The sequence below is a fragment of the Roseibium sp. genome (assembly GCF_048261595.1).
Classification (GTDB): Bacteria; Pseudomonadota; Alphaproteobacteria; order Rhizobiales; family Stappiaceae; genus Roseibium.
On sequence record NZ_JBLXFW010000001.1, the window covers coordinates 504,132 to 524,573 of the forward strand.

The window sequence follows — 20,442 nt, forward strand, 5'->3', positions numbered from 1 at the left end:
CGAGAGGCATAGATATAAAAAACGGATAAGGTCAATTGACAGACCAATCACAACGCTCGTCATCGTGCGTTTGCGGAGGAACTCAAGGGATGGACATGATCGGGGTCAACGGCCTCTCTCTGCATTATTCCGACACGGGCGAACGAGACCTTCCGGTTATCGTTTTCGCCAACAGTTTGGGGACGGACTTCCGGTCCTGGGACCGCGTCGTGGAACGCCTGTCCGGATCTTTCCGCATGATCCGCTACGACAAGCGCGGCCACGGTCTCAGCCAGGCAACGCCCGCCCCTTACAAGATGTCCGATCACGTCGGCGACCTTGCCGGGCTTCTCGACCAGCTTGAGGTAACGGCGGCACTTGTCGTCGGTCTTTCTGTTGGCGGCCAGATTGCCCAGGGTCTTGCGCTCAGCCGTCCCGACCTCGTCAAGGCTTTGGTCCTCTGCGATACGGCTGCCAAGATCGGCTCCGCGGAGATGTGGCAGACGCGCATGGATGCCATTGAGAATGGCGGCATCGAGGTCCTCGCCGAACCAATTCTGGAGCGCTGGTTCTCGGAAGAGTTCCGCGCCACCCGTGCCGAAGAGCTGGCCGGCTGGCGCTCCATGCTGACCAGAACACCGCTCGACGGCTACCTCGGTACATGCGCTGCCATTCGCGATACCGACTTCAGCGAGGAAGTGCAGAGCCTGTCGATACCGGTCCTGTGCGTCTGCGGGACTGACGACGGAGCGACGACACCGGAACTGGTGCGAGCCACCGCCGGCCTCATTCCGGGCGCACGCTACGTAGACATTGACGGGGCAGGTCACCTGCCCTGCATCGAGAAGCCGGACGCCCTCGTCCTGGCCATCAAGGAATTTATTCAGGAGAACAAACTTGGCTGATCGTGCACCAGGGTCGCGCTACGAATCCGGAATGGCGACACGACGCTCCGTTCTGGGAGACGCCCATGTCGACCGCGCCAGCGGCAACATGACCGAATTCGACAGGGACTTTCAGACCCTCATCACAGAGAGTGCCTGGAGCACCGTCTGGTCCGACGACACGCTGACGAAGCGCGAGCGATCAATGATCACCATCGCACTTCTGGCAGCGCTCGGCCACCACGAGGAACTGGCGATGCACATCAGGGCAACCGCAAACACCGGCGCGAGCGCGGAAGATATCCGCGAGGTGTTGATGCATGTTGCCATCTACGGCGGCGTTCCGGCTGCCAATACCGCCATCAAGATTGCCAAGGAAACCTTGGCAGGAATGAAGGACTGATCTTTCCGCTTCTTAAGGAGGGGCGCGAAGGAATGCCCAAAAGGCATTCAGCTACTGGGAGAAACCCATGACAATCGAACGACCGAACATGGACCGGCGAGCTCCGACGCCTGGAGAATATTTCCAGCGCGATCGTGACATGCATCCGCCGGCCTATACGCCGATCTACAAGACCTCGGTAACGCGCTCGCCGCAGAAGGCGCTGCTCTCGCTCGAGCAGTCCCTTTCGGAAATGACCGGCCCGGTGTTCAATCACAACGACATCGGCGCGCTGGATCATGACATGATCCTGAACTACGCCAAGGATGGCGAGCCGATCGGTCAGCGCATCATCGTGCACGGACGCGTGATCGATGAAAGCGGCAAGGGCATTCCGCACACCCTGGTCGAGGCGTGGCAGGCCAATGCCGGTGGGCGCTACAGGCACAAGAAGGACGCATACCTGGCGCCGATCGATCCGAACTTCGGTGGTTGCGGCCGTTGCCTGACCGACGAGAACGGCTACTACTTCTTCCGCACGATCAAGCCGGGCCCCTACCCGTGGCGCAACTACGTCAACAGCTGGCGGCCGGCCCATATCCACCTGTCGATCTTCGGACCGTCCTTCACGCAGCGCCTGATCACCCAGATGTATTTCGAAGGCGACCCGCTCATCGACATCTGTCCGATCATCAAGACAATCCCGGACGAAGAAGCGATCAAGCGCCTCGTTGCGCCGCTGGACCTCAATGCCAGCGTCCCGCTCGATTCCCGCGCCTACAAGTTCGACATCGTCGTTCGCGGCCGCCGCTCCACGCTGTTCGAAAACCGTCTGGAAGGAAACTGATCCAATGGTACAGCCGCTGAACTACTTCAAGGAAACGGCCAGCCAGACCGCAGGGCCATACGTCCATATCGGCCTCGCACCGGCCTATGCGGGCTTCGACATCTTCGAGAAGAACTTCTCCAACGTTGTTGCCGGTCCGAACACAAAGGGCGAGCGCATCAAGATCGAGGGCCGTGTCTTCGACGGTACCGGTACGCCCGTGCGTGATGTCCTTCTGGAAAGCTGGCAGGCAAATTCGGAAGGCAAGTACAACCATCCGGAAGATACGCAGCAGAAGCCGGTTGAGGAAGACTTCCGCGGCTGGGGCCGCATCTGCTCCGATTTCGACAGCGGGATCTACACGATCGAAACGATCAAGCCGGGCCAGGTTCCGGGCCGCAACGGCAAGATCCAGGCACCGCACATCAGTCTCTGGATCGTCGCCCGCGGTATCAACATCGGTCTTCAGACGCGGCTTTATTTCTCCGATGAGACAGCAGCCAATGCTTCCGATCCGGTCCTGAACCTGGTTGAGCAGGAAAGCCGGCGCAAGACGCTCATCGCCGAGCGGTCCGAGCGCGACGGCGAGATCGTCTACACGTTCGACATCTACCTCCAGGGCGAGAACGAGACAGTCTTCTTCGACGTGTGATGTTCCCCTGAGAATTTCTGACCCTGCGGCCCGCACCCTCCAGTGCGGGCCGTTTCTTGAGCACCAACGAGTAGGAACCATGGCGAAATTTCAGTCTTTGGCCGATGCGGTCGCCGACAACGTGAAGGACGGCGACACGGTCGCGTTCGAAGGGTTCACCCACCTGATCCCCCATGCCGCCGCGCATGAGGTCATCCGTCAGGGCCGCAAGGACCTGACCGTGATGCGCATGACGCCGGACATGATCTACGACCAGCTGATCGGCATGGGCTGCGTCAAGAAGATGATCTTTTCCTTCGCCGGCAATCCGGGCGTCGGCCTCCTGCGACGCTTCCGCGATGCCCTCGAAAACGGCTGGCCACATCAGCTGGAGATCGAGGAACACAGCCACGCAGCCATGGCCAATGCCTATGAGGCTGGCGCTGCCGGCCTGCCCTGCGCGATCTTCCGCGGCTATCGCGGCGCAGAACTGACCCGCGTCAATCCGAACATCAAGTTCATCGAATGCCCCTTCACCGGCGAGCGGCTTGCGGCCGTTCCGGCTCTGCGCCCGGACGTGGCCGTCATCCATGCTCTGAAGGCGAGCCGCAAGGGCGACATTTTCATGGAGGGCATCACCGGCGTTCAAAAGGAAGCTGTTCTGGCAGCCAAGCGCTCCATCGTGACCGTCGAGGAAATCGTCGACGACCTCGATGACGTTTCACCGAACGCGACCGTACTGCCGAGCTGGACCGTGACCTCCATCGCCGTCGTCCCCGGCGGTGCGCATCCCTCCTACACGCAAGGTTACTACGGCCGCGACAACGCCGCTTACCTGGAATGGGACAAAGTCGCGTCCGACCGAGATACCTTCAAGGCCTGGATGGAAGAGCACGTCCTCAATGTTGGACCGGAAGTCTTCGAGACCCGTGTTGCGCATCTGAAGAACGAAGGCTGAGGAGACCGGACATGAGCGATTTTACTCCCTCCGAAATGATGACCGTTGCCGCAGCCCGGGCCCTGACCAATGACGACGTCTGCTTCGTCGGGATCGGTGCCCCCTCTGCTGCCTGCAACCTGGCGCGTCTCACCCATGCGCCGGACATCACCCTGATCTATGAAAGCGGCACCATCGGCACGGCGCCGAACGTTCTGCCACTTTCCATCGGCGACGGCGAGCTGTGTGACACCGCGCTGACCACCGTCTCCGTGCCGGAGATGTTCCGCTACTGGCTTCAGGGCGGCCGCATTACCGTCGGCTTCCTCGGCGGCGCACAGCTGGACAAGTTCGGCAATATCAACACCACCGTTGTTGGCGACTACGACAAGCCGAAGGTCCGTCTTCCGGGTGGCGGCGGCGCACCCGAGATCGCCATTTCATGCGGAGAGATCTTCATCACCATGAAGCAGTCCCTGCGCGGGTTCGTCGAGAAGCTGGACTTCATCACATCGCTCGGCCACGGCAAGGGCGGCAATGACCGCGCAGATCATGGCGTGACCACAAAGGGCCCGACCCGCCTGATCACCGACCTGGCACTTTGGGAGCCGGATCCGGAGACCAAGGAATTCACCGTTGTTTCCATGCACCCGGGCGTAACCCGTGAACAGGTTGCAGAAACGGTCGGCTGGAAGGCAAAATTTGCGGACACCGTCCTTGAAACGCCGGTACCGACCGCCGAAGAACTGCAGATCCTGCGCGAGCTTCACGCCCGCACCAAGGCCGCCCACGAAGGCAAGTAAGGAAGACCCATGCAGAACGCCTATATCTGCGATTACGTCCGCACACCGATCGGACGCTTCGCCGGTTCACTCGCCTCGGTCCGCGCCGACGATCTCGGAGCGATTCCGCTCGAGGCCCTGATGGAACGCAATCCGGACATCGACTGGACTGCTGTCGATGAGGTCATCTACGGCTGCGCCAACCAGGCCGGGGAAGACAACCGCAACGTTGCTCGTATGTCGGCCCTTCTGGCCGGCCTGCCGGATGTGGTTCCTGGAACGACGATGAACCGCCTGTGCGGTTCGGGCATGGATGCGATCATCACCGCATCGCGCGCGATCATTGCCGGTCAGGCCGACCTGATCGTCGCGGGTGGCGTGGAGAGCATGTCCCGCGCACCTTTCGTCATGCCCAAGGCCGAAAGCGCCTTCTCGCGTTCCAACGAGATCCATGACACGACCATCGGCTGGCGTTTCATCAACCCCCTGATGAAGCGGCAATACGGCGTCGACTCCATGCCGGAGACCGGTGAAAACGTTGCCGAGGACTTCAAGATCTCTCGCGAGGACCAGGACGCCTTCGCCTTCCGCTCCCAGCAGAAGGCGGCAAAAGCGCAGGAAAGCGGGCGTCTTGCCGAGGAAATCGTTCCGGTAACGATCCCGCAGCGCAAGGGCGACCCCGTGATCTTCGACAAGGACGAGCACCTGCGCCCCAAGACCACCCTTGAGGATCTGGCCAAGCTGCGCGCGCCGTTCCGCGAGGGCGGTTCGGTCACTGCGGGCAACGCCTCCGGAGTTAATGACGGTGCAGCCGCGCTCATCATTGCGTCCGAAGCGGCGGTGAAGAAATACGGCCTGACACCGATCGCCCGCATCATCGGCGGCGCGACTGCCGGTGTTCCGCCGCGCATCATGGGCATCGGTCCGGCTCCGGCAACGCGCAAGCTGTGCGAACGTCTCGGGATCGCACCGAAGGACTTCGACGTGATCGAGCTGAACGAAGCCTTTGCCTCCCAGGGCATCGCGGTTCTGCGCGACCTCGGTCTTGACGAGACGGCGGAATACATCAACCCGAACGGCGGCGCGATTGCCCTTGGCCATCCACTCGGCGCATCGGGTGCCCGCATCACCGGCACCGCGGCACTTGAGCTGAAAAAGCGCGGTGGGAAGCTGGCCCTTGCCACCATGTGTATCGGCGTCGGTCAGGGCATCTCGATTGCCCTCGAAGCCGTCTGATACAACCGGCGGGAGAGCTTTTGACAAGCTCTCCCGCTGCTTTCTCCGGTCCTCATCCTGAGGAGCCCGAAGGGCGTCTCGAAGGAAGGGCGGCAGAGCGCCGAGCACGCGGCCCATCCTTCGAGACGGGCTTCAAAGCCCTCCTCAGGATGAGGACGTGGTTTTCAGCGAACGCCTCCCTCATTTCCGCCCGGCGAAGAATCCAGTAAAACCGGTCTCAGCCTTGCGCAGAAAACCGGACTGACAATCACCCAGGACCCTTTCATGAGCCTCACCGCCTACGACAGCCAGATCACCGGCCTGCTTTTCACCGACGAAAAAACGGCGGAGTTGTTTACGGACCGGGCGGTCATCAGAACCATGATCGAAGTGGAAGGCGCACTGGCAGCCGCGGAGGGGCTCTGCGGCGTGATCCCCGGCGACGCCGCCCAGGCAATTGTCGAGGCCTGCAAGACTGCGGAGATCGATCCGGGCCTTCTGGCGGAAGGAACTGCTCGTGACGGCGTACCTGTCCCTGCTCTGGTCAAGGAACTGCGCGCGGTCGTTGACAAGGAACACGCCCGGTTCGTTCATTGGGGCGCAACCAGCCAGGACATTTTCGACACCGGGCTGGTGCTGCGCCTGAAGGCGGCAATCGATCTTCATGAAACCGCCTTGCGCCACCTTGCCCGTACGCTGGCGCTACTTGCCAAAACGCACCGGAACACGCCGATTGCCGCTCGTACACGCAGCCAGCAGGCAACCCCCACCAGTTTCGGCCTGAAATGCGCAGTCTGGCTGACAGCGGTACTGCGTCATATCGAACGGCTTCCGGGTCTTAAGGATCGCCTTCTGCTGCTCTCATTCGGCGGCGCGGCCGGCAATCTCGCAGCTCTTGGCGACAAGGCGATCGAGGTGGAAGCGGAACTGGCCAAGCAACTTGACCTTCAGGTTTGCGCAGCCCCCTGGCACACCATGCGCGATGGTCTCAACGACTATGCCAACTGGCTATCGCTCGTCACTGGCACTCTGGGCAAGATCGGCCAGGACGTCATGCTGATGGCCCAGAACGAAGTCGGCGAACTTCGCCCCGGCTCCGGTGGAGGCTCGTCTACCATGCCGAACAAGGTCAACCCGGTCGGGGCGGAAGTGCTCGTCGCCCTCGCCCGCCAGAACGCGGGCCTTGTCGCCACCATGCATCAGGCCGCCCTTCACGAGCACGAACGGTCAGGATCCAACTGGTCGATCGAGTGGTTGACACTTCCCCAGATGGTGCTGGCGACCGGTGCGGCCTTGAAGGAAGCCAACAAGCTTGCATCGGAGCTGGTGGTGAAGGCCGACCAGATGCGCGCCAACATCGAGGCTTCGAACGGACTGCTGCTCGCGGAGGCTGCAATGTTCGCCCTTGCGGAGCACATGCCGCGCCCCGAGGCGCAGGAGTTGGTCAAGACAGCCTGCAAGACCGTCAATGAAACAGGCACTCATCTGTTCGATGTTCTCGCCCGGACCCACGACCTGCATATCGACTGGCAGACCCTCAAGGATCCGGCTTGCCACATGGGCGCAAGCTCGCAGATGATCGACCGGGTTCTTGAATCCTGTCAGACGGTTATCGGATCGTGTTGAAAGACTGATCCCGCTGCCTCACAATTTGATTCAACCTTGTGGCGGCCCGGCTGCCCCCTCCTATGGGGCGTATCCGGAAAGGACCCAATCCGGTTCGACCAAATAGTCCAAGCGAACGATTGAATGGTCCATTCCGTTCGCCGGCTTCCTCCCTAAACTGGCATCAATATCATCATGCATCCTTGGGAGGATCATTCATGCGCACCCAGGTCGTCATCATTGGCGCCGGCCCTTCCGGGCTCCTTCTGTCGCAGCTGCTGCACCTCTCCGGCGTCGATTGCGTCGTTCTTGAGCGCCGGTCACCGGATTACGTGCTGTCTCGAATTCGCGCAGGCGTTCTCGAGCAGGGGATGGTCGAGATGCTGAAGCGCGCAGGCGTCGCGGATCGCATGCACAAGGAAGGCCTGCCTCATGACGGCTTCGCCATTTCCGTGGGCGAGACCCGGCTGCGCATCGATCTGAAAGGCCTCACCGGCGGCAAGCGGGTGATGGTTTACGGGCAGACGGAAGTCACCAAGGATCTGATGGATGCCCACGTTGCCCGCGATGCACAGGTCGTCTACGAGGCGGAAAACGTAACACCGCTCGATTTCGACGGCGACAGCCCGCGTGTGACTTATGAAAAGGATGGCGTCACCCATGAGATCGCGTGCGATTTCATCTGCGGCTGCGACGGCTTCCACGGTGTATCCCGCGCCGCAGTTCCGGAAGGCGCCATCACCGAATACGAGAAGGTCTATCCTTTCGGCTGGCTTGGTATCCTGTCCTACGTCAAGCCGGTGGATCATGAGCTGATCTACGCAAACCATGCGAACGGCTTCGCCCTGGCGTCCATGCGCTCCCATACGCTGAGCCGGTACTACATCCAGGTTCCCGCCGGAACCGACGTCAACAAGTGGACCGATGACGCGATCTGGGACGAACTCAAGATCCGTCTTGGCGAAGAGGCAGCTGCCAAGATCGAAACCGGCCCGTCGATTGAAAAATCCGTTGCCCCCTTGCGCAGCTTCGTCGCGGAGCCGCTCCGTTTCGGCCGAATGATGCTCGCAGGCGATGCCGGACATATCGTGCCGCCGACGGGTGCGAAGGGCCTGAACCTTGCTGCATCCGACATCCACTACCTGTCCACAGCGTTGATCGAATACTACGGCGAGAAATCATCAGCCGGCATCGACAACTACTCCCAGCATGCGCTCGCCCGCATCTGGAAGGCAGAACGCTTCTCCTGGTGGATGACGACGCTGCTGCACCAGTTCCCGGAACTCGGTGCCTTCAACGCGCGCATGCAGCAGGCGGAGATGGACTATCTGGCAAGTTCCCATGCAGCCCAGGTGAGCCTTGCCGAGAACTACGTCGGGCTGCCGTTCTAGGTCAGCTCCGACACACTCAACACCCCAGGAAGCGCCCCGGAAGCCTGACAGCTCCGGGGCGTTTTCATTTTCACGGTCGCAAAAGGATCAACAGCGCCCTGTTCCTCACATCGCGCGATGTGCTTCGTCGATCCGGTCGGCAATCACCTGAAACATGCGCGAGGGCATGTAGAGATGAGACGCATAGACCTCGATACCAAGCATCGGCAGTTCGACGGCAGAGATGGACCGCGCGGCCGCAGAAGTAAGATCGACCAGCTCCTGTGCGTCCTCATGGAAACGCTCGACAAGGTTCGTCGCCGCTCGGGAGTTGAGCCCTACCATGACGGCGAAGCCGATCGTGAAAACCGCAAAAACCTTGGTTGCGCAATAAACTGAAGGAAACTTCATGTGCTGAAAGCCTCAGACTGGTTAATGAATTATTAAACCACTCAAAGCTGTATCAGGCACCTCGCCACAATTGAAGAACGGTCGCAGGAAACTCCCATGAAAGACCGGACAGGGTTAATGCCGGTCGGAACGACGGGACAGGGAAAGCGTGTGATCGCCACAAGGCCGCGACGTCAGTCCGAGATCTGCGACGACCTGAATTCCTGAGGCGATTCACCGACTTCCTTCCGGAAGACCCGGGAGAAATATGCCGGATCCTCATAGCCGAGATCGTAGCTGATCTGGGAAATGGACAGATCGGAGAAGGCCAGCAGTCGGCGCGCTTCCAACATGACGCGGTCCCGGATCGTCTGCGCGGCCGTGCGCTCGGTGAAAAGGCGGCAGAACCGGTTCAACCTTTGGGTGGTAAGGCCCATCTGCTCTGCGTAGAACTCAGGGCTTCTTTCACCGCGGAAGTTTTCCTCCACAAGACTGCGGAACTGAAACAGGGAAAACCCGGGCGTGCGGTCGAGCTCAGCCCCGTCGGGTTTGCGTGCGAACAGATGCACCAGGACGAGGGCAAGAAGCGGACGGAAAACTTCACGCCGTCGTCGTCCATTGTCGAATTCAACCGCCATTTCCGCAAGATACATGGCAAGCCGGCGGCTCTCGTCAGAATCTGGCTGGAAGACCAGGTTTGAGACCGTCCTTAGCGCGGTTTTCTCGGCGTCGCTGCAGTCCGCACCGTGCCCCCCCAGATAATCATGGGTAAACGAGACCACATAGCCTTCAGTATCGGGCGAAAACGTCCAGCCATGCATCGCCCCCGCCGGATTGAGGGCGACCATGCCGGGCCGCAGTTTGCTTTCTCCCTGGTCACCGACAAGGCGCCCGCCCCCCGCAGTGACCATGAGGACCTGAAACAGATGCACATGGCTATGAGGTTCCAGCGCCCATCCCAGCGGCGCCGAACGCGTTCTGATGGTCTCGATGTGGAAGAAATCGAAATCCTCGGCCGGATCGCCTTCGCCGTACAGATGATAGCGTGGAATACTTGTATTGGTGGCCATCAGGACAAAGGCTCTTGGACTTGAGGTGGCGCATTTGCCTGAACCCGGGAGTTTCAGCGCATGCGGTTCAGTCGTTTTACGGGCGACGGTGCCAGTCGGATTGAACGCCAGCCGGTCTCACGACGCAGCAACTGCACGCCATTCAGCACAGATTATTGTCTACCACAAAAGCCGGACGCGAGGCGCAAACAAATGCCTGCGCCCTTGATCGTCGTGCCCAGCTTCGGCTTGGCAGAAGTGTACTTCAGCCGCGCGCGTGGTGGGCGTGCCAGTGCCAGGCGATATCGATACGCCGGGTGAGCCAGACCTTGTCGTGCGATTGCACGTAGTCCAGGAAACGCGCCAATGCAGCGGCGCGGCCCGGCCGACCGACAAGACGGCAGTGCAGGCCGATATTCAGCATCTTCGGCGAACCTGCCTCTCCCTCAGCATAAAGCGTATCGAAGGCATCCTTCAGGTAGGCGAAGAACTGATCACCGGAATTGAACCCCTGCACGGCAGCAAAGCGCATGTCGTTGCTGTCGAGCGTATAGGGAATGACCAGATGGTCGCCGTCCGGGCCATCGACCCAATAGGGAAGATCGTCTGCGTAGCTATCGCTGTCATACAGGAACCCGCCCTCCTCCATGACCAGCTTCTGGGTCTGCATGGAACAGCGACCAGTGTACCAGCCGAGCGGTCGCGAGCCGGTCACCTCTTCGTGGATGCGGATGGCCTCACGCATGTGCTCGCGCTCTACCTCTTCCGGCACGTCGGCATATTCGATCCACTTGAGGCCGTGAGACGCGATCTCCCAATCAGCCTCCTTCATTGCGGCAACGGCTTCGGGATTGCGCGCCAGAGCCGTTGCAACGCCATAGACGGTCACCGGAATCGAGCGCTGGGTAAACATGCGCCACAAGCGCCAGAAGCCGGCGCGGGAACCATATTCGTAAATGGATTCCATGTTCCAGTGACGCTTGCCCGGCCAGGGCTGCGCACCGACGATCTCCGACAGAAAGGCCTCGGAAGCAGCATCGCCGTGAAGAATGTTGTTCTCGCCGCCTTCCTCGTAATTGACGACGAATTGCACGGCAATGTTGGCGCCTCCTGGCCACTTTGGGTCCGGGATGTTGCGCCCGTAACCGATCATGTCGCGCGGATAGGATGAAGTCATTTACGAGAAATCCCGATCTGAAACTGTTTTGCCGAGAAAAGCCGAAGAGGTCCGGCGTTGCAAGCGCACATTCGCGGCAAGCGCTGCCCTGCGTATGATCACAAGGCGCGATTATACGCAAGTCGCATCGGCAAAACTTACGATTGTCTCAAATTTTATCGGATCAGTTTTCACGGCTTTAGAAACTCGGCGCCTAAAAGCGCGCAGACAGTTTAACGAGGACACCGCCATGAAACTCACATCTGCAGGTCTGCTCCTGATCCTTACCGGAGCCGCAATGACCTTGTTCATCGATTTCGAGCCCGTACCGGCACACGCCGCCGCGACCTATGCCAGCGCGCAGGTCAGCAACTGATTTTGCGGCGCTCGCGATCTCCGGATGCTCTTGCTCCCCTGACGGGCAGTTGCACCGGAATGAGTTGACCATGGCCTCGCCCGACCGATCGCTTGAGCGTTCCGCCGCCGGCTTGGTCCTGATCCTTTAACATCATGATCGCGGTCCCCATCACCACAGACGACATGGTGATGACAAAGCCGACACACAGCATGACTACCGGCACGAGTGGGCTGTCGGCCGAAGCGACGAGCTCCCGAAGATTTCCGATATTCGCCCAGAAGACACCGCCGAGAAAGCCACCGGCAACGAGCGCGCCGATTGCTCCGTTTATCGCCAGAAGCCGCAGAAGCGGATTGTCGGGAAACAGTCGCCGGTCGGCGGCTTGAATGAACGCCATGATACGCATTGCCTGCCTCCAATTCTCCAATTTCGGGAGAAATGATCGAGAGGCAATTATTGAACGCCTCCCGGCTCGACTATGCAACGCGATCCGATGCCTCAGGCGGGCCTAAAATCATGATTTCGGCCCCAAAAATCCTGTCTCTTGCAATATCACACCCGGATATATATTTAACCGATATATATCGAGCGATTATTGCTGCTCGAAAGGGTGCGTATTTCAGACGAGCCTGACCCGATCAGCATGACGTAGCGACCGACATCGGATTTTAGAAAGCGGCTACGAAGGCCTTGTGACAATGCAGGACATGGCAATCAATCACGGTGCGACCGATACCGCACTCGTCACCTTATCGGGAGGCGCAACATGAGCGTTCGCAGCCTGTGCCTTGCGATTTTGAGTTTCGGTGATGCGACCGGCTACGAGATCCGAAAGGAATCGACCGAGGGCCGTTTCAGCTACTTCGAGGATGCCAGCTTCGGCTCGATCTATCCCGCGCTTGCCCGCCTCGAAGCCGACGGCATGGTGACCGTGCGCGAGGAGCAGCAGGACGGGAAGCCGACCCGCAAGGTCTATTCGATTACCGATTCCGGCCGCTCCGAATTCCTCAAGGCCTTGACGGAACCGCAGGCGCCGGACACATTCCGCTCTCCCTTCCTTCTCATCGCTCTTTATGCCGCACAGGTTGGTCCCGAAACCATCAGCAAGGCTCTTGAGCGCCGCCGGCAACAGGTCCAGAACGAACTCGACTCCCTCCTTTCGCACCATGGCGAGTGCGACCACCCGGGATCCCGGTGGACGCGCGAATACGGCATTGCGTGCATGACTTTCACCCTCAATTACCTCGACGCTCACGGCGCCGAACTGATCAGGATTGCTGAAGAAGGCGAAGGTGCTGCGGACATGACCGCCGCCGCTGCCGAGTAAGCCCAGAGACACCCGGAGTTACTCAATGCGTTTCAAGTTTTCATACGTCCTTGCAACAGGACTGGCCGTCGGGATCGGCGTCTGGATGTATTCCGGAACCGTCGTTGTCGGCGGGGTTGGCGACAGTGACAACAGCACGCCTCCTCCGGCCGAGCGGGTGTTGGTGTCTGCGGACAAGCCGTTTCGGGTTGAGGTAAAGCGCCTCGTCGCGGAGGACCGCCAGGCAGTTCTGGAAATTCGCGGCAGGACCGAGGCCGAGGCCAAGGTCGAGGTTCGTGCAGAGACCGCCGACCGGGTCATCGACCGCCCTGCACGCGAGGGCGCCCTGGTGAACGCGGGCGACATTCTCTGCATTCTGGACAAGAGCTCCCGAGAGGCACGGGTTCTGGAGGCAAAGGCGTCCCTGGCTCAGGCCCAGGTCGACTTTGAATCCTCCTCCGCCCTGAAGGCCAAGGGCTTTGCTGCCTCGAACCGGGTCACCGCAAACCAGGCGGCACTGGACGCTGCCAAGGCGCGTCTGGAGGAAGCCGAGCTCGACCTGCGGCGTACAGTCGTTCGCTCGCCGATCAACGGCATCATCCAGAGCCCGATGGCCAATATCGGCGCCCGTCTGAATGTTGGAGATGTCTGCGCTACAGTTGTCGAGACAGACCCGATGATCGCCATCGGCCAGGTCTCCGAACTCGACATTTCCCAGATCTCCGTCGGCATGCCCGCTCGCGTCCGGCTGATCGACGGCACGGAAGTTGACGGCACGGTGCGCTACGTTTCACCGGCAGCCGACCCGGACACCCGCACCTTCCGCATAGAGGTGGAAATGCCGAACCCGGACGGCGTTGCACGTGACGGGACGACCGCACTGACGCTCCTGCCGCTGCCGGTCGAGAAGGCCCACAAGATCACTCCCGCGATCCTCACCCTCAATGACAAGGGTGAAGTCGGCGTGCGCGCCGTGGACGAGAACAACATGACGATGTTCCATCCCGTTCAGGTTCTGGGCGGCGAGACGGACGGGGTCTGGATCGGCGGACTTCCCGACGAAGTGACCGTCATTACCGTCGGTCAGGATTACGTTGCCGATGGTCAATTGGTTGAACCCGTTTTCGATACCGCTGAGGTGTCCCAATGATTTCCATGCTTGAAGGCATTCTTCGCCGCCCCAAAACTGTTTTCGTGCTGATGCTGGCGCTGATTGCCGCCGGCACCGCGGCCTATGTCGCGATTCCGAAGGAAGACAGTCCGGACATCGATGTGCCGGTCTTCTACGTCTCTATCCCGCAGCAGGGCATTTCGCCGGAGGATGCGGAACGCCTTCTCATCCGTCCCATGGAGACGGAGCTTCGCGGGCTCGACGGCCTCAAGGAGATCACTGCGATCGCCTCGGAAGGCCATGCCGGCATCATCCTAGAGTTCGACATCTCGTTCGACAAGGACGAGGCCATGGCGGACGTCCGCGACAAGGTGGATCAGGCCAAGAGCAAGCTTCCGGCGGACGCCGAAGAACCGACAATCTCGGAAACCAACTTCGCTCTCGTTCCCACGATCACCATCGCCCTGTCCGGACCGGTTCCCGAGCGTACGCTCTATCAGCATGCCCGGCGCCTGAAGGACCAGATCGAATCCATCGACACGGTTCGCTCGGCCGACCTTTCGGGCCACCGGGAAGAACTGCTGGAAGTCCTGATCGACAGCCGCAAGCTGGAATCCTATTCGATCACCCAACAGGAGCTGCTCAACTCCCTGTCCCAGAACAATCAGCTGGTTCCGGCAGGCTTCATCGACAGCGGAGCGGGACGTTTCAACGTCAAGGTCCCCGGCCTCGTCGAAACGGTCGAAGACGTCTACTCGTTGCCGATCAAGCAGAGCGGTGAAGGCGTCGTTACCCTCGGCGATGTCGCTGAAATCCGGCGCACGTTCAAGGATGCCACCAGCTACACGCGCGTCAACGGCCAGCCGGCCATTGCCCTGCAGGTCACCAAGCGCATCGGCACCAACATCATCGAGAACAACGAGGCGGTTCGTGCCGTTGTCGGGGAAGCCACCAAGGACTGGCCGGAGACCATCCGCGTCGACTACATGATCGACATGTCCGCCAACATCTTCGAGGTTCTCGGATCGCTCCAGTCCTCGATCATGACGGCTATCTTCCTCGTCATGGTGCTGGTCGTCGCCGCGCTCGGCCTCAGATCAGCCCTGCTCGTCGGCCTCGCCATCCCGACCTCCTTCATGGTCGGCTTCCTGATCCTCTCCGGCCTCGGTTACACGGTGAACATCATGGTGATGTTCGGCCTCGTGCTGACCGTCGGCATGCTGGTGGACAGCGCCATCGTCATGGTGGAATACGCAGACCGCAAGGTGCAGGAAGGCATGGAGGACACGGAGGCCTATATCCGTGCCGCCAAGCTGATGTTCTGGCCGATCGTCTCATCGACGGCAACGACGCTGGTAGCGTTCCTGCCCATGCTGCTTTGGCCGGGTGTCGCCGGCGAGTTCATGAGCTACCTGCCGATCATGGTCATCATCGTCCTGACCGCTTCTCTCGTCACCGCGATGATCTTCTTGCCGGTGACCGGAGGCATCTTCGCCAGTGTGTCCCATTGGATGGGGCGTAACGCGACCGGTATCCTGGCGGTGCTCTTCGGCGCCCTGGCAGCGGTGATCGCCGTTAACCTGCCGGTTCTCGCGGCATCCGAGGCCCTGTCGGGGGCAGTGCCCGCGATCGGCGTGCTGGCGTTTGTGGCCGTCGCGCTGATTGCCTACAAGCTGCTTCGCCCGCTTGTTGCCTGGCAGCAGGCACGCGCTTCAAAACGAGCTGAACAGGACCGGGCGGAGGCTGCGCTCCTGTCCGGCAGCGAGGCCTTTGACGCCAGCAAGGTGAAGGGAGCGACCGGCCTCTATGTTCGCTTCCTGAAACTGCTCGCCGGCAACCCGCTCGGCAACGTGGTCACCCTCGTCGGGATGATCGTTCTGTGTGGTGCAATCTTCGTATCCTTCGGGCAGAACAACGCAGGCGTCGAGTTCTTTGTCGACGAAGAACCTGACCAGGCTGTCGTTCTGGTTTCGGGTCGCGGCAACATGTCGGTCTCTGAATCCCTCGCACTGGTGAAAAAGGTCGAGCGGGAAGTCCTGCAGACCAAGGGCATCAAGAACGTCGTAACCTCGGCCTTCGCACCCGGCGGTGGCAGCGGCCCGGACTTCATCGGCGGGGTTCAGGACAAGCCTGCCGACGTGATCGGCGAGCTGCAGCTTGAGCTTGCCGACTATTGCTGCCGACGCAAGGCGAAGGAAATCTTCGCCGAGATCCGCGACCGGACGGCAAACCTGCCCGGTATCAAGGTCGAGACCCGCAAGATCGAAGGCGGTCCGCCAACAGGCAAGGACATTCAGCTGGAAATCAAGTCGACCGACTATGACACGATGGTTGCCCAGGTCGCTCGCGTCCGCGGCTATCTCGATGGCATGGACGGACTGATCGACCAGGAGGACGGACGTCCCCTGCCCGGCATTGAATGGCAGATCGACATCGACCGCGAACAGGCAGGACGCTACCAGGCCGGCATCGGTTCGGTCGGGGCCATGGTCCAGCTCGTCACCAACGGTGTGCTGATCGGCAATTACCGGCCGACGGACTCCGAGGACGAGGTGGACATCCGTGTCCGCCTGCCTCAGGAGGAACGCACGCTCGACCGCTTCGACCAGCTGCGCCTGCAAACTCCGCTTGGCCTCGTGCCGCTTGCGAACTTCATCGACCGCTATCCGGCACAGAAGGTCTCGTCCATCACCCGTCGCGACGGCCTCTATTCCATGATGGTCAAGGCCACGGTGGACAAGACTTCCGGCGCAACGGTCGATGAGAAGGTCAAGGAACTCCAGACCTGGATCGATGGACAGACGTTCCCGGACAATGTCTTCCTGCAATTCCGCGGTGCCGATGAAGACCAGAAGGAATCGGGAGAGTTCCTCATGAAGGCGATGATTGCATCGCTGTTCCTGATGTTCCTGATCCTGCTGACCCAGTTCAACTCGTTCTACCAGACCTTCCTGACCCTCTCGACGGTGGTCATGTCGGTCATGGGCGTGCTGCTCGGAATGATGATCACGGGACAGAAGTTCTCGATCATCATGACTGGTACGGGCGTCGTGGCGCTGGCCGGCATCGTGGTGAACAACGCCATCGTCCTGATCGACACCTACAACCGGTTCAGGGAAGACGGGCTCGAGCCACTGGAAGCGATCCTGAAGACATCGGCGCAGCGTATCCGCCCGATCCTTCTGACCACGATCACGACCATCGCCGGCCTGATCCCGATGGCGACGCAGGTGAACTTCGACTTCTTCAACCAGGTCACCTCGGTGGGGGGCGTTACGGCCATCTGGTGGATCCAATTGTCCACGGCAGTCATCTCCGGCCTCGCCTTCTCCACCATCCTGACGCTAATCATGATCCCGGTCATGATCGCGATGCCGAGCGTTTGGGTCGGCAGCTGGCAGTCGCTTCGGACCCGTTTCCGCAAATCGGACGAGGCCTGGCCGGCAACCGGTGCAGCGACCATGGAGACCGAGGCACCGCGTTCGGCGTCGGTAGTGCCCTTGAACAAGACCAAGAGCGATCCGATCGACCTGCAGGAATTGCCGCACGCGGCAGAATAACCCGCAGCCAGAAAGCCCCTGGGAAAAGCGCCGGACAACCTCCGGCGCTTTTTTGTTGCCACCCAGGATCGAAGGTATCAATATAGTTGCTATATACAACTATTTGAGTCGATCCATGACCTATGCGCCCGACCTGATCGAAGCCATCCGCAACGCCTCTCGCACCTTCGTTCGCGAGCACGGCTTTCTGGACAGCACGCTTGCCGGCACCGAGTTTTCCCCTTCCGCGGTTCACGCGATCATCGAGATCGGCCGCGAACCGGGGCTCACCGCAAAAGACCTGTCCGAGCGTCTCAATCTGGAAAAATCCTCGATCAGCCGTCTGCTCAAGGGCCTCGAAAGGAAGGGACAGATCAGGTTTTCCCCGAACGAGAACGACAGGCGTTCGGTCTTCCTGGCGCTGACGGAGCGTGGCCGGGAGACGCTGGCCGTCGCAACGGCCTTCGGCAAGGATATTGTCACCGGCGCCCTGCCGAACATGGGTGATGTCGGTCCGGAGGATCTAGCCCGCGTCCTCTCGTCATACTCTCAGGCCCTAACCCAAGCGCGCACCGACGCAGCCGAAGCACCCGAAGCGGGCGGTCCGATGGCACCTGCCGCAACTGAGCGTTTCGAGATCGTCGAGGGTTATCAGACCGGCATGATCGGCGACATCGCCGCAATGCATGCCCGTACACACGGCTTCATCGTCGGGATGGGTCCCGCCTTCGAGAGCGTGGTTTCCGCGGCAATGACGGAGTTCGTTACCCGCATCGACCGGCCCGTCAACAACACTTGGAGCGTTATCCGGAACGGCTCCGTCGTCGCCACCATTTCCATCGACGGCGAAGACCTGGGGAACAACCATGCTCATCTGCGCTGGTTTATCCTGTCGGAGGATCTGCGCGGTCATGGGCTCGGCCGCCGTTTGCTGGACAAGGCCCTCGACCATTGCGACCGCCACGGCTTCGACGAGATCCATCTGTGGACGCTCAAGGGCCTCGATGCGGCGCGCGCACTCTATGAGCGCAATGGCTTCACCCTGGCGAGCGAGTATGCCGGGGACCAATGGGGCAAGCTGGTGACCGAGCAGACCTTTGTCCGAAAGCGTCCGCAACAATAGTCAGGGTCAGCCTGCGTCGTGCTTGTCCCGGTCGCCCAGGTGATCGAGGTCGGTGTCGGCACAGTCGCCATCGTCATCCGTGGCAGTGCCCTGGTCGGAAACCAGGTATCGGCGATGGGCGCGCCAGGAGAACGGGATGGAGACCAGATACAGGGCAGATCCGAGCGCCAGCATCCGGAACGGGTAGCTTACGGTCAGTGCCACGATCAGCACTGCCAGAACGAAGAGCGGGAGCACGTAGTCTCGACGAATGCGAGTTCCGACGCGCTTGCCGGAAAACGTCGGCAGGCGGCTGATCATCAAGAAGCCGATGGCGATCGTGTACAGCGCAACGCCTGGCGCGAACTCCGGCCAGTGCGGCAACACACCCAGGAATTCCCAATAGATCGGGATCAGGACCACCAGCGCCCCGGCAGGAGCTGGAACGCCTGTGAAGAAGTTCGCGGCCCAGTCCGGCTTGTTCGGATCATCGAGCGCGACATTGAAGCGGGCAAGCCGCAAGGCGGCGGAAATGGCGAAGACGAGCGATGCGATCCATCCCAGCGATCCGGCGGTGTTGAGGATCCAGACGTAGAGCATCAGAGCCGGAGTGACTCCGAAATTCACGAAGTCGGCCAGCGAATCCAGCTCAGCCCCGAAACGGGACGTCCCCTTCAGCATGCGCGCCAGACGGCCATCGAGAGCATCGAGGACGGCTGCGACCAGCACGGCGCCGATGGCAAACTCCCACCGGCCTTCGAATGCCATGCGAATGGCTGTCAGGCCGGAACACAGCGCCAGCAAGGTGACCATGTTGGGCAGGATCAGACGCATGGGCACACGGCGGAACCGCGGTGTGCGCTTTGATCCCACGGCCTTTGCGGCTGGTTCGCCTGCTCCGGATTTCGCTGCTTCGCTCACCCTCTTCGACCTCAGCTAACGCGGGTCAGGGGCTGGGCCTTGCCGCCCGTCTGGGAAAGGTCCGCGAGAACCGTCTCACCGGCGATCATCGTCTGACCGAGCGCAACGCGCGGAACCGTTCCTTCCGGGAAATAGACATCGAGACGCGAGCCGAAGCGGATCAGGCCAAAGCGCTCGCCGGCACCGATGCTCTCGCCTTCCCGCACGAAACAGACGATACGGCGGGCAACGAGGCCGGCGATCTGGACGACGCCGATGCGGGTTTCGCCGCGTTCGATGACAAGGCCATTGCGCTCGTTGTGCTCGCTCGCCTTGTCCAGTTCGGCATTCAGGAACTTGCCCGCACGGTAGGCAACCCGAGTGATCCTGCCGCCCATCGGAGCGCGGTTCACGTGACAGTTGAAGACGTTCATGAAGATCGATACGCGCAACATGGGTTCGCTGCCGAGCTCCAGCTCTTCGGGAGGGCGCACCGGACCGACATGGCTGACGACACCATCTGCAGGCGAGACGATCAGGTTCTCGTCGACGGGTGTCACGCGCGCGGGATCGCGGAAGAAATAGCACACCCAGCCGGTAAGGATCAGGCCGATCCAGAACAACGGATCGACGAACCAGCCAACCACGATGGTCGCGACAGCGGCAATGGCGATGAACGGCCAGCCTTCGCGATGGATCGGAACGAAGGCCTTGGTGACGGAATCGACAAGCGACATGAATGACTTCCTGACTGATCTCGGCGGCCGTCTTCCGGTCATGAGACAGGGGGCGCCGTTGCACGCGAACACTAACCTGCAGTCCGCGCAATGAAACTTACCGCGTTCGGTTCTAGTGGCTTTTGTAGCGTAAATGAACAGAAAACGACACACCCGCGAGAGCGCGCCGCTTCAGTTTACAGG

19 protein-coding genes and 1 pseudogene are annotated in these 20,442 nt (G+C 60.8%); 14 read left to right on the top strand and 6 right to left on the bottom strand.

The window, feature by feature from the left end; all coding sequences use genetic code 11:
* The first annotated feature begins 89 nt into the window (after positions 1 to 89).
* The 9 genes from pcaD to pobA all read left to right on the top strand — a co-directional run bounded on the left by pcaD (position 90) and on the right by pobA (position 8,632).
* Positions 90 to 884, top strand: a complete 795-nt coding sequence (pcaD, locus tag ACN0SY_RS02210; RefSeq protein ID WP_417684125.1) for a 3-oxoadipate enol-lactonase — start codon at positions 90 to 92, stop codon at positions 882 to 884.
* Positions 877 to 1,266 (top strand): 4-carboxymuconolactone decarboxylase, encoded by a 390-nt coding sequence (pcaC, locus tag ACN0SY_RS02215; protein ID WP_417684126.1) that lies wholly within the window; start codon positions 877 to 879, stop codon positions 1,264 to 1,266. Before pcaD ends, pcaC begins: the two co-directional genes overlap by 8 nt.
* Positions 1,267 to 1,333: 67 nt before the next feature.
* Positions 1,334 to 2,092, top strand: coding sequence for a protocatechuate 3,4-dioxygenase subunit beta (gene pcaH / locus ACN0SY_RS02220; RefSeq protein ID WP_417684127.1), 759 nt, complete (start codon positions 1,334 to 1,336; stop codon positions 2,090 to 2,092).
* 4 nt (positions 2,093 to 2,096) lie between these two features.
* The gene (gene pcaG, locus ACN0SY_RS02225) at positions 2,097 to 2,723 is read left to right on the top strand and encodes a protocatechuate 3,4-dioxygenase subunit alpha (RefSeq protein WP_417684128.1); all 627 of its coding nucleotides are present in this window, start codon (positions 2,097 to 2,099) and stop codon (positions 2,721 to 2,723) included.
* A gap of 79 nt (positions 2,724 to 2,802) precedes the next feature.
* Positions 2,803 to 3,660 (top strand): CoA transferase subunit A, encoded by an 858-nt coding sequence (locus tag ACN0SY_RS02230; protein ID WP_417684129.1) that lies wholly within the window; start codon positions 2,803 to 2,805, stop codon positions 3,658 to 3,660.
* A gap of 11 nt (positions 3,661 to 3,671) precedes the next feature.
* Positions 3,672 to 4,442 (top strand): CoA-transferase subunit beta, encoded by a 771-nt coding sequence (locus ACN0SY_RS02235; RefSeq protein WP_417684130.1) that lies wholly within the window; start codon positions 3,672 to 3,674, stop codon positions 4,440 to 4,442.
* A gap of 9 nt (positions 4,443 to 4,451) precedes the next feature.
* Positions 4,452 to 5,657 carry a 3-oxoadipyl-CoA thiolase gene (gene pcaF, locus ACN0SY_RS02240; protein ID WP_417684131.1) on the top strand — a complete coding sequence of 402 codons (1,206 nt, stop codon included), beginning with the start codon at positions 4,452 to 4,454 and terminating at the stop codon, positions 5,655 to 5,657.
* 264 nt (positions 5,658 to 5,921) lie between these two features.
* A complete protein-coding gene (pcaB, locus tag ACN0SY_RS02245; RefSeq protein WP_417684132.1) occupies positions 5,922 to 7,262 on the top strand; it encodes a 3-carboxy-cis,cis-muconate cycloisomerase in 1,341 nt (446 codons plus the stop codon).
* A gap of 197 nt (positions 7,263 to 7,459) precedes the next feature.
* Positions 7,460 to 8,632 (top strand): 4-hydroxybenzoate 3-monooxygenase, encoded by a 1,173-nt coding sequence (pobA, locus tag ACN0SY_RS02250; protein WP_417684133.1) that lies wholly within the window; start codon positions 7,460 to 7,462, stop codon positions 8,630 to 8,632.
* 105 nt (positions 8,633 to 8,737) lie between these two features.
* Here the strand turns inward: pobA and ACN0SY_RS02255 are convergent, their stop codons facing one another.
* The 3 genes and pseudogenes from ACN0SY_RS02255 to puuE form a co-directional block, all read right to left on the bottom strand.
* Positions 8,738 to 9,022 carry a hypothetical protein gene (locus ACN0SY_RS02255; protein WP_417684134.1) on the bottom strand — a complete coding sequence of 95 codons (285 nt, stop codon included), beginning with the start codon at positions 9,020 to 9,022 and terminating at the stop codon, positions 8,738 to 8,740.
* Between the two features lie 173 nt (positions 9,023 to 9,195).
* On the bottom strand, positions 9,196 to 10,071 hold the full coding sequence (locus tag ACN0SY_RS02260) for a helix-turn-helix domain-containing protein (RefSeq protein ID WP_417684135.1): 876 nt from the start codon (positions 10,069 to 10,071) through the stop codon (positions 9,196 to 9,198).
* A 256-nt stretch (positions 10,072 to 10,327) separates the two neighbouring features.
* Positions 10,328 to 11,227, bottom strand: a pseudogene (gene puuE / locus ACN0SY_RS02265) (allantoinase PuuE); the annotation flags it as partial.
* 229 nt (positions 11,228 to 11,456) lie between these two features.
* Here puuE and ACN0SY_RS02270 point away from each other — a divergent pair.
* Positions 11,457 to 11,582: a hypothetical protein gene (locus tag ACN0SY_RS02270; protein WP_417684136.1), complete on the top strand. Its 126-nt coding sequence runs from the start codon at positions 11,457 to 11,459 to the stop codon at positions 11,580 to 11,582.
* On the opposite strand, the gene ACN0SY_RS02275 is transcribed toward ACN0SY_RS02270, so the two are convergent.
* Positions 11,572 to 11,970, bottom strand: coding sequence for a hypothetical protein (locus ACN0SY_RS02275; protein WP_417684137.1), 399 nt, complete (start codon positions 11,968 to 11,970; stop codon positions 11,572 to 11,574). The two genes, ACN0SY_RS02270 and ACN0SY_RS02275, sit on opposite strands and share 11 nt — an antisense overlap.
* A 360-nt stretch (positions 11,971 to 12,330) precedes the next feature.
* Here ACN0SY_RS02275 and ACN0SY_RS02280 point away from each other — a divergent pair, with 360 nt between their 5' ends.
* From ACN0SY_RS02280 to ACN0SY_RS02295, 4 genes are all read left to right on the top strand, one after another.
* Entirely contained in the window at positions 12,331 to 12,891 is a 561-nt protein-coding gene (locus ACN0SY_RS02280) for a helix-turn-helix transcriptional regulator (RefSeq protein ID WP_417684138.1), read from the top strand.
* A gap of 25 nt (positions 12,892 to 12,916) precedes the next feature.
* Positions 12,917 to 14,020: an efflux RND transporter periplasmic adaptor subunit gene (locus tag ACN0SY_RS02285; protein ID WP_417684139.1), complete on the top strand. Its 1,104-nt coding sequence runs from the start codon at positions 12,917 to 12,919 to the stop codon at positions 14,018 to 14,020.
* Positions 14,017 to 17,541, top strand: coding sequence for an efflux RND transporter permease subunit (locus ACN0SY_RS02290; RefSeq protein WP_417684140.1), 3,525 nt, complete (start codon positions 14,017 to 14,019; stop codon positions 17,539 to 17,541). Before ACN0SY_RS02285 ends, ACN0SY_RS02290 begins: the two co-directional genes overlap by 4 nt.
* Positions 17,542 to 17,656: 115 nt before the next feature.
* Positions 17,657 to 18,643, top strand: coding sequence for a helix-turn-helix domain-containing GNAT family N-acetyltransferase (locus ACN0SY_RS02295; RefSeq protein WP_417684141.1), 987 nt, complete (start codon positions 17,657 to 17,659; stop codon positions 18,641 to 18,643).
* A gap of 6 nt (positions 18,644 to 18,649) precedes the next feature.
* Here ACN0SY_RS02295 and ACN0SY_RS02300 read toward each other — a convergent pair whose 3' ends face one another.
* The gene (locus ACN0SY_RS02300; protein WP_417685849.1) at positions 18,650 to 19,456 is read right to left on the bottom strand and encodes a CDP-alcohol phosphatidyltransferase family protein; all 807 of its coding nucleotides are present in this window, start codon (positions 19,454 to 19,456) and stop codon (positions 18,650 to 18,652) included.
* A gap of 98 nt (positions 19,457 to 19,554) precedes the next feature.
* Positions 19,555 to 20,301 carry a phosphatidylserine decarboxylase gene (locus ACN0SY_RS02305; RefSeq protein WP_417684142.1) on the bottom strand — a complete coding sequence of 249 codons (747 nt, stop codon included), beginning with the start codon at positions 20,299 to 20,301 and terminating at the stop codon, positions 19,555 to 19,557.
* Positions 20,302 to 20,442 lie beyond the last annotated feature (141 nt).

Excerpts from the sequence above, each read along its gene's own strand:
- ACN0SY_RS02285 (WP_417684139.1), top strand. The coding sequence starts at position 12,917 with ATGCGTTTCAAGTTTTCATACGTCCTTGCAACAGGACTGGCCGTCGGG.
- ACN0SY_RS02230 (WP_417684129.1), top strand. The coding sequence starts at position 2,803 with ATGGCGAAATTTCAGTCTTTGGCCGATGCGGTCGCCGACAACGTGAAG.
- ACN0SY_RS02270 (WP_417684136.1), top strand. The coding sequence starts at position 11,457 with ATGAAACTCACATCTGCAGGTCTGCTCCTGATCCTTACCGGAGCCGCA.
- ACN0SY_RS02275 (WP_417684137.1), bottom strand. The coding sequence starts at position 11,970 with ATGCGTATCATGGCGTTCATTCAAGCCGCCGACCGGCGACTGTTTCCC.
- ACN0SY_RS02300 (WP_417685849.1), bottom strand. The coding sequence starts at position 19,456 with ATGCGTCTGATCCTGCCCAACATGGTCACCTTGCTGGCGCTGTGTTCC.
- pcaG (WP_417684128.1), top strand. The coding sequence starts at position 2,097 with ATGGTACAGCCGCTGAACTACTTCAAGGAAACGGCCAGCCAGACCGCA.
- ACN0SY_RS02295 (WP_417684141.1), top strand. The coding sequence starts at position 17,657 with ATGACCTATGCGCCCGACCTGATCGAAGCCATCCGCAACGCCTCTCGC.
- pcaF (WP_417684131.1), top strand. The coding sequence starts at position 4,452 with ATGCAGAACGCCTATATCTGCGATTACGTCCGCACACCGATCGGACGC.
- ACN0SY_RS02305 (WP_417684142.1), bottom strand. The coding sequence starts at position 20,301 with ATGACCGGAAGACGGCCGCCGAGATCAGTCAGGAAGTCATTCATGTCG.
- pcaB (WP_417684132.1), top strand. The coding sequence starts at position 5,922 with ATGAGCCTCACCGCCTACGACAGCCAGATCACCGGCCTGCTTTTCACC.
- ACN0SY_RS02255 (WP_417684134.1), bottom strand. The coding sequence starts at position 9,022 with ATGAAGTTTCCTTCAGTTTATTGCGCAACCAAGGTTTTTGCGGTTTTC.
- ACN0SY_RS02235 (WP_417684130.1), top strand. The coding sequence starts at position 3,672 with ATGAGCGATTTTACTCCCTCCGAAATGATGACCGTTGCCGCAGCCCGG.
- pobA (WP_417684133.1), top strand. The coding sequence starts at position 7,460 with ATGCGCACCCAGGTCGTCATCATTGGCGCCGGCCCTTCCGGGCTCCTT.
- ACN0SY_RS02280 (WP_417684138.1), top strand. The coding sequence starts at position 12,331 with ATGAGCGTTCGCAGCCTGTGCCTTGCGATTTTGAGTTTCGGTGATGCG.
- pcaD (WP_417684125.1), top strand. The coding sequence starts at position 90 with ATGGACATGATCGGGGTCAACGGCCTCTCTCTGCATTATTCCGACACG.
- ACN0SY_RS02260 (WP_417684135.1), bottom strand. The coding sequence starts at position 10,071 with ATGGCCACCAATACAAGTATTCCACGCTATCATCTGTACGGCGAAGGC.
- pcaH (WP_417684127.1), top strand. The coding sequence starts at position 1,334 with ATGACAATCGAACGACCGAACATGGACCGGCGAGCTCCGACGCCTGGA.
- ACN0SY_RS02290 (WP_417684140.1), top strand. The coding sequence starts at position 14,017 with ATGATTTCCATGCTTGAAGGCATTCTTCGCCGCCCCAAAACTGTTTTC.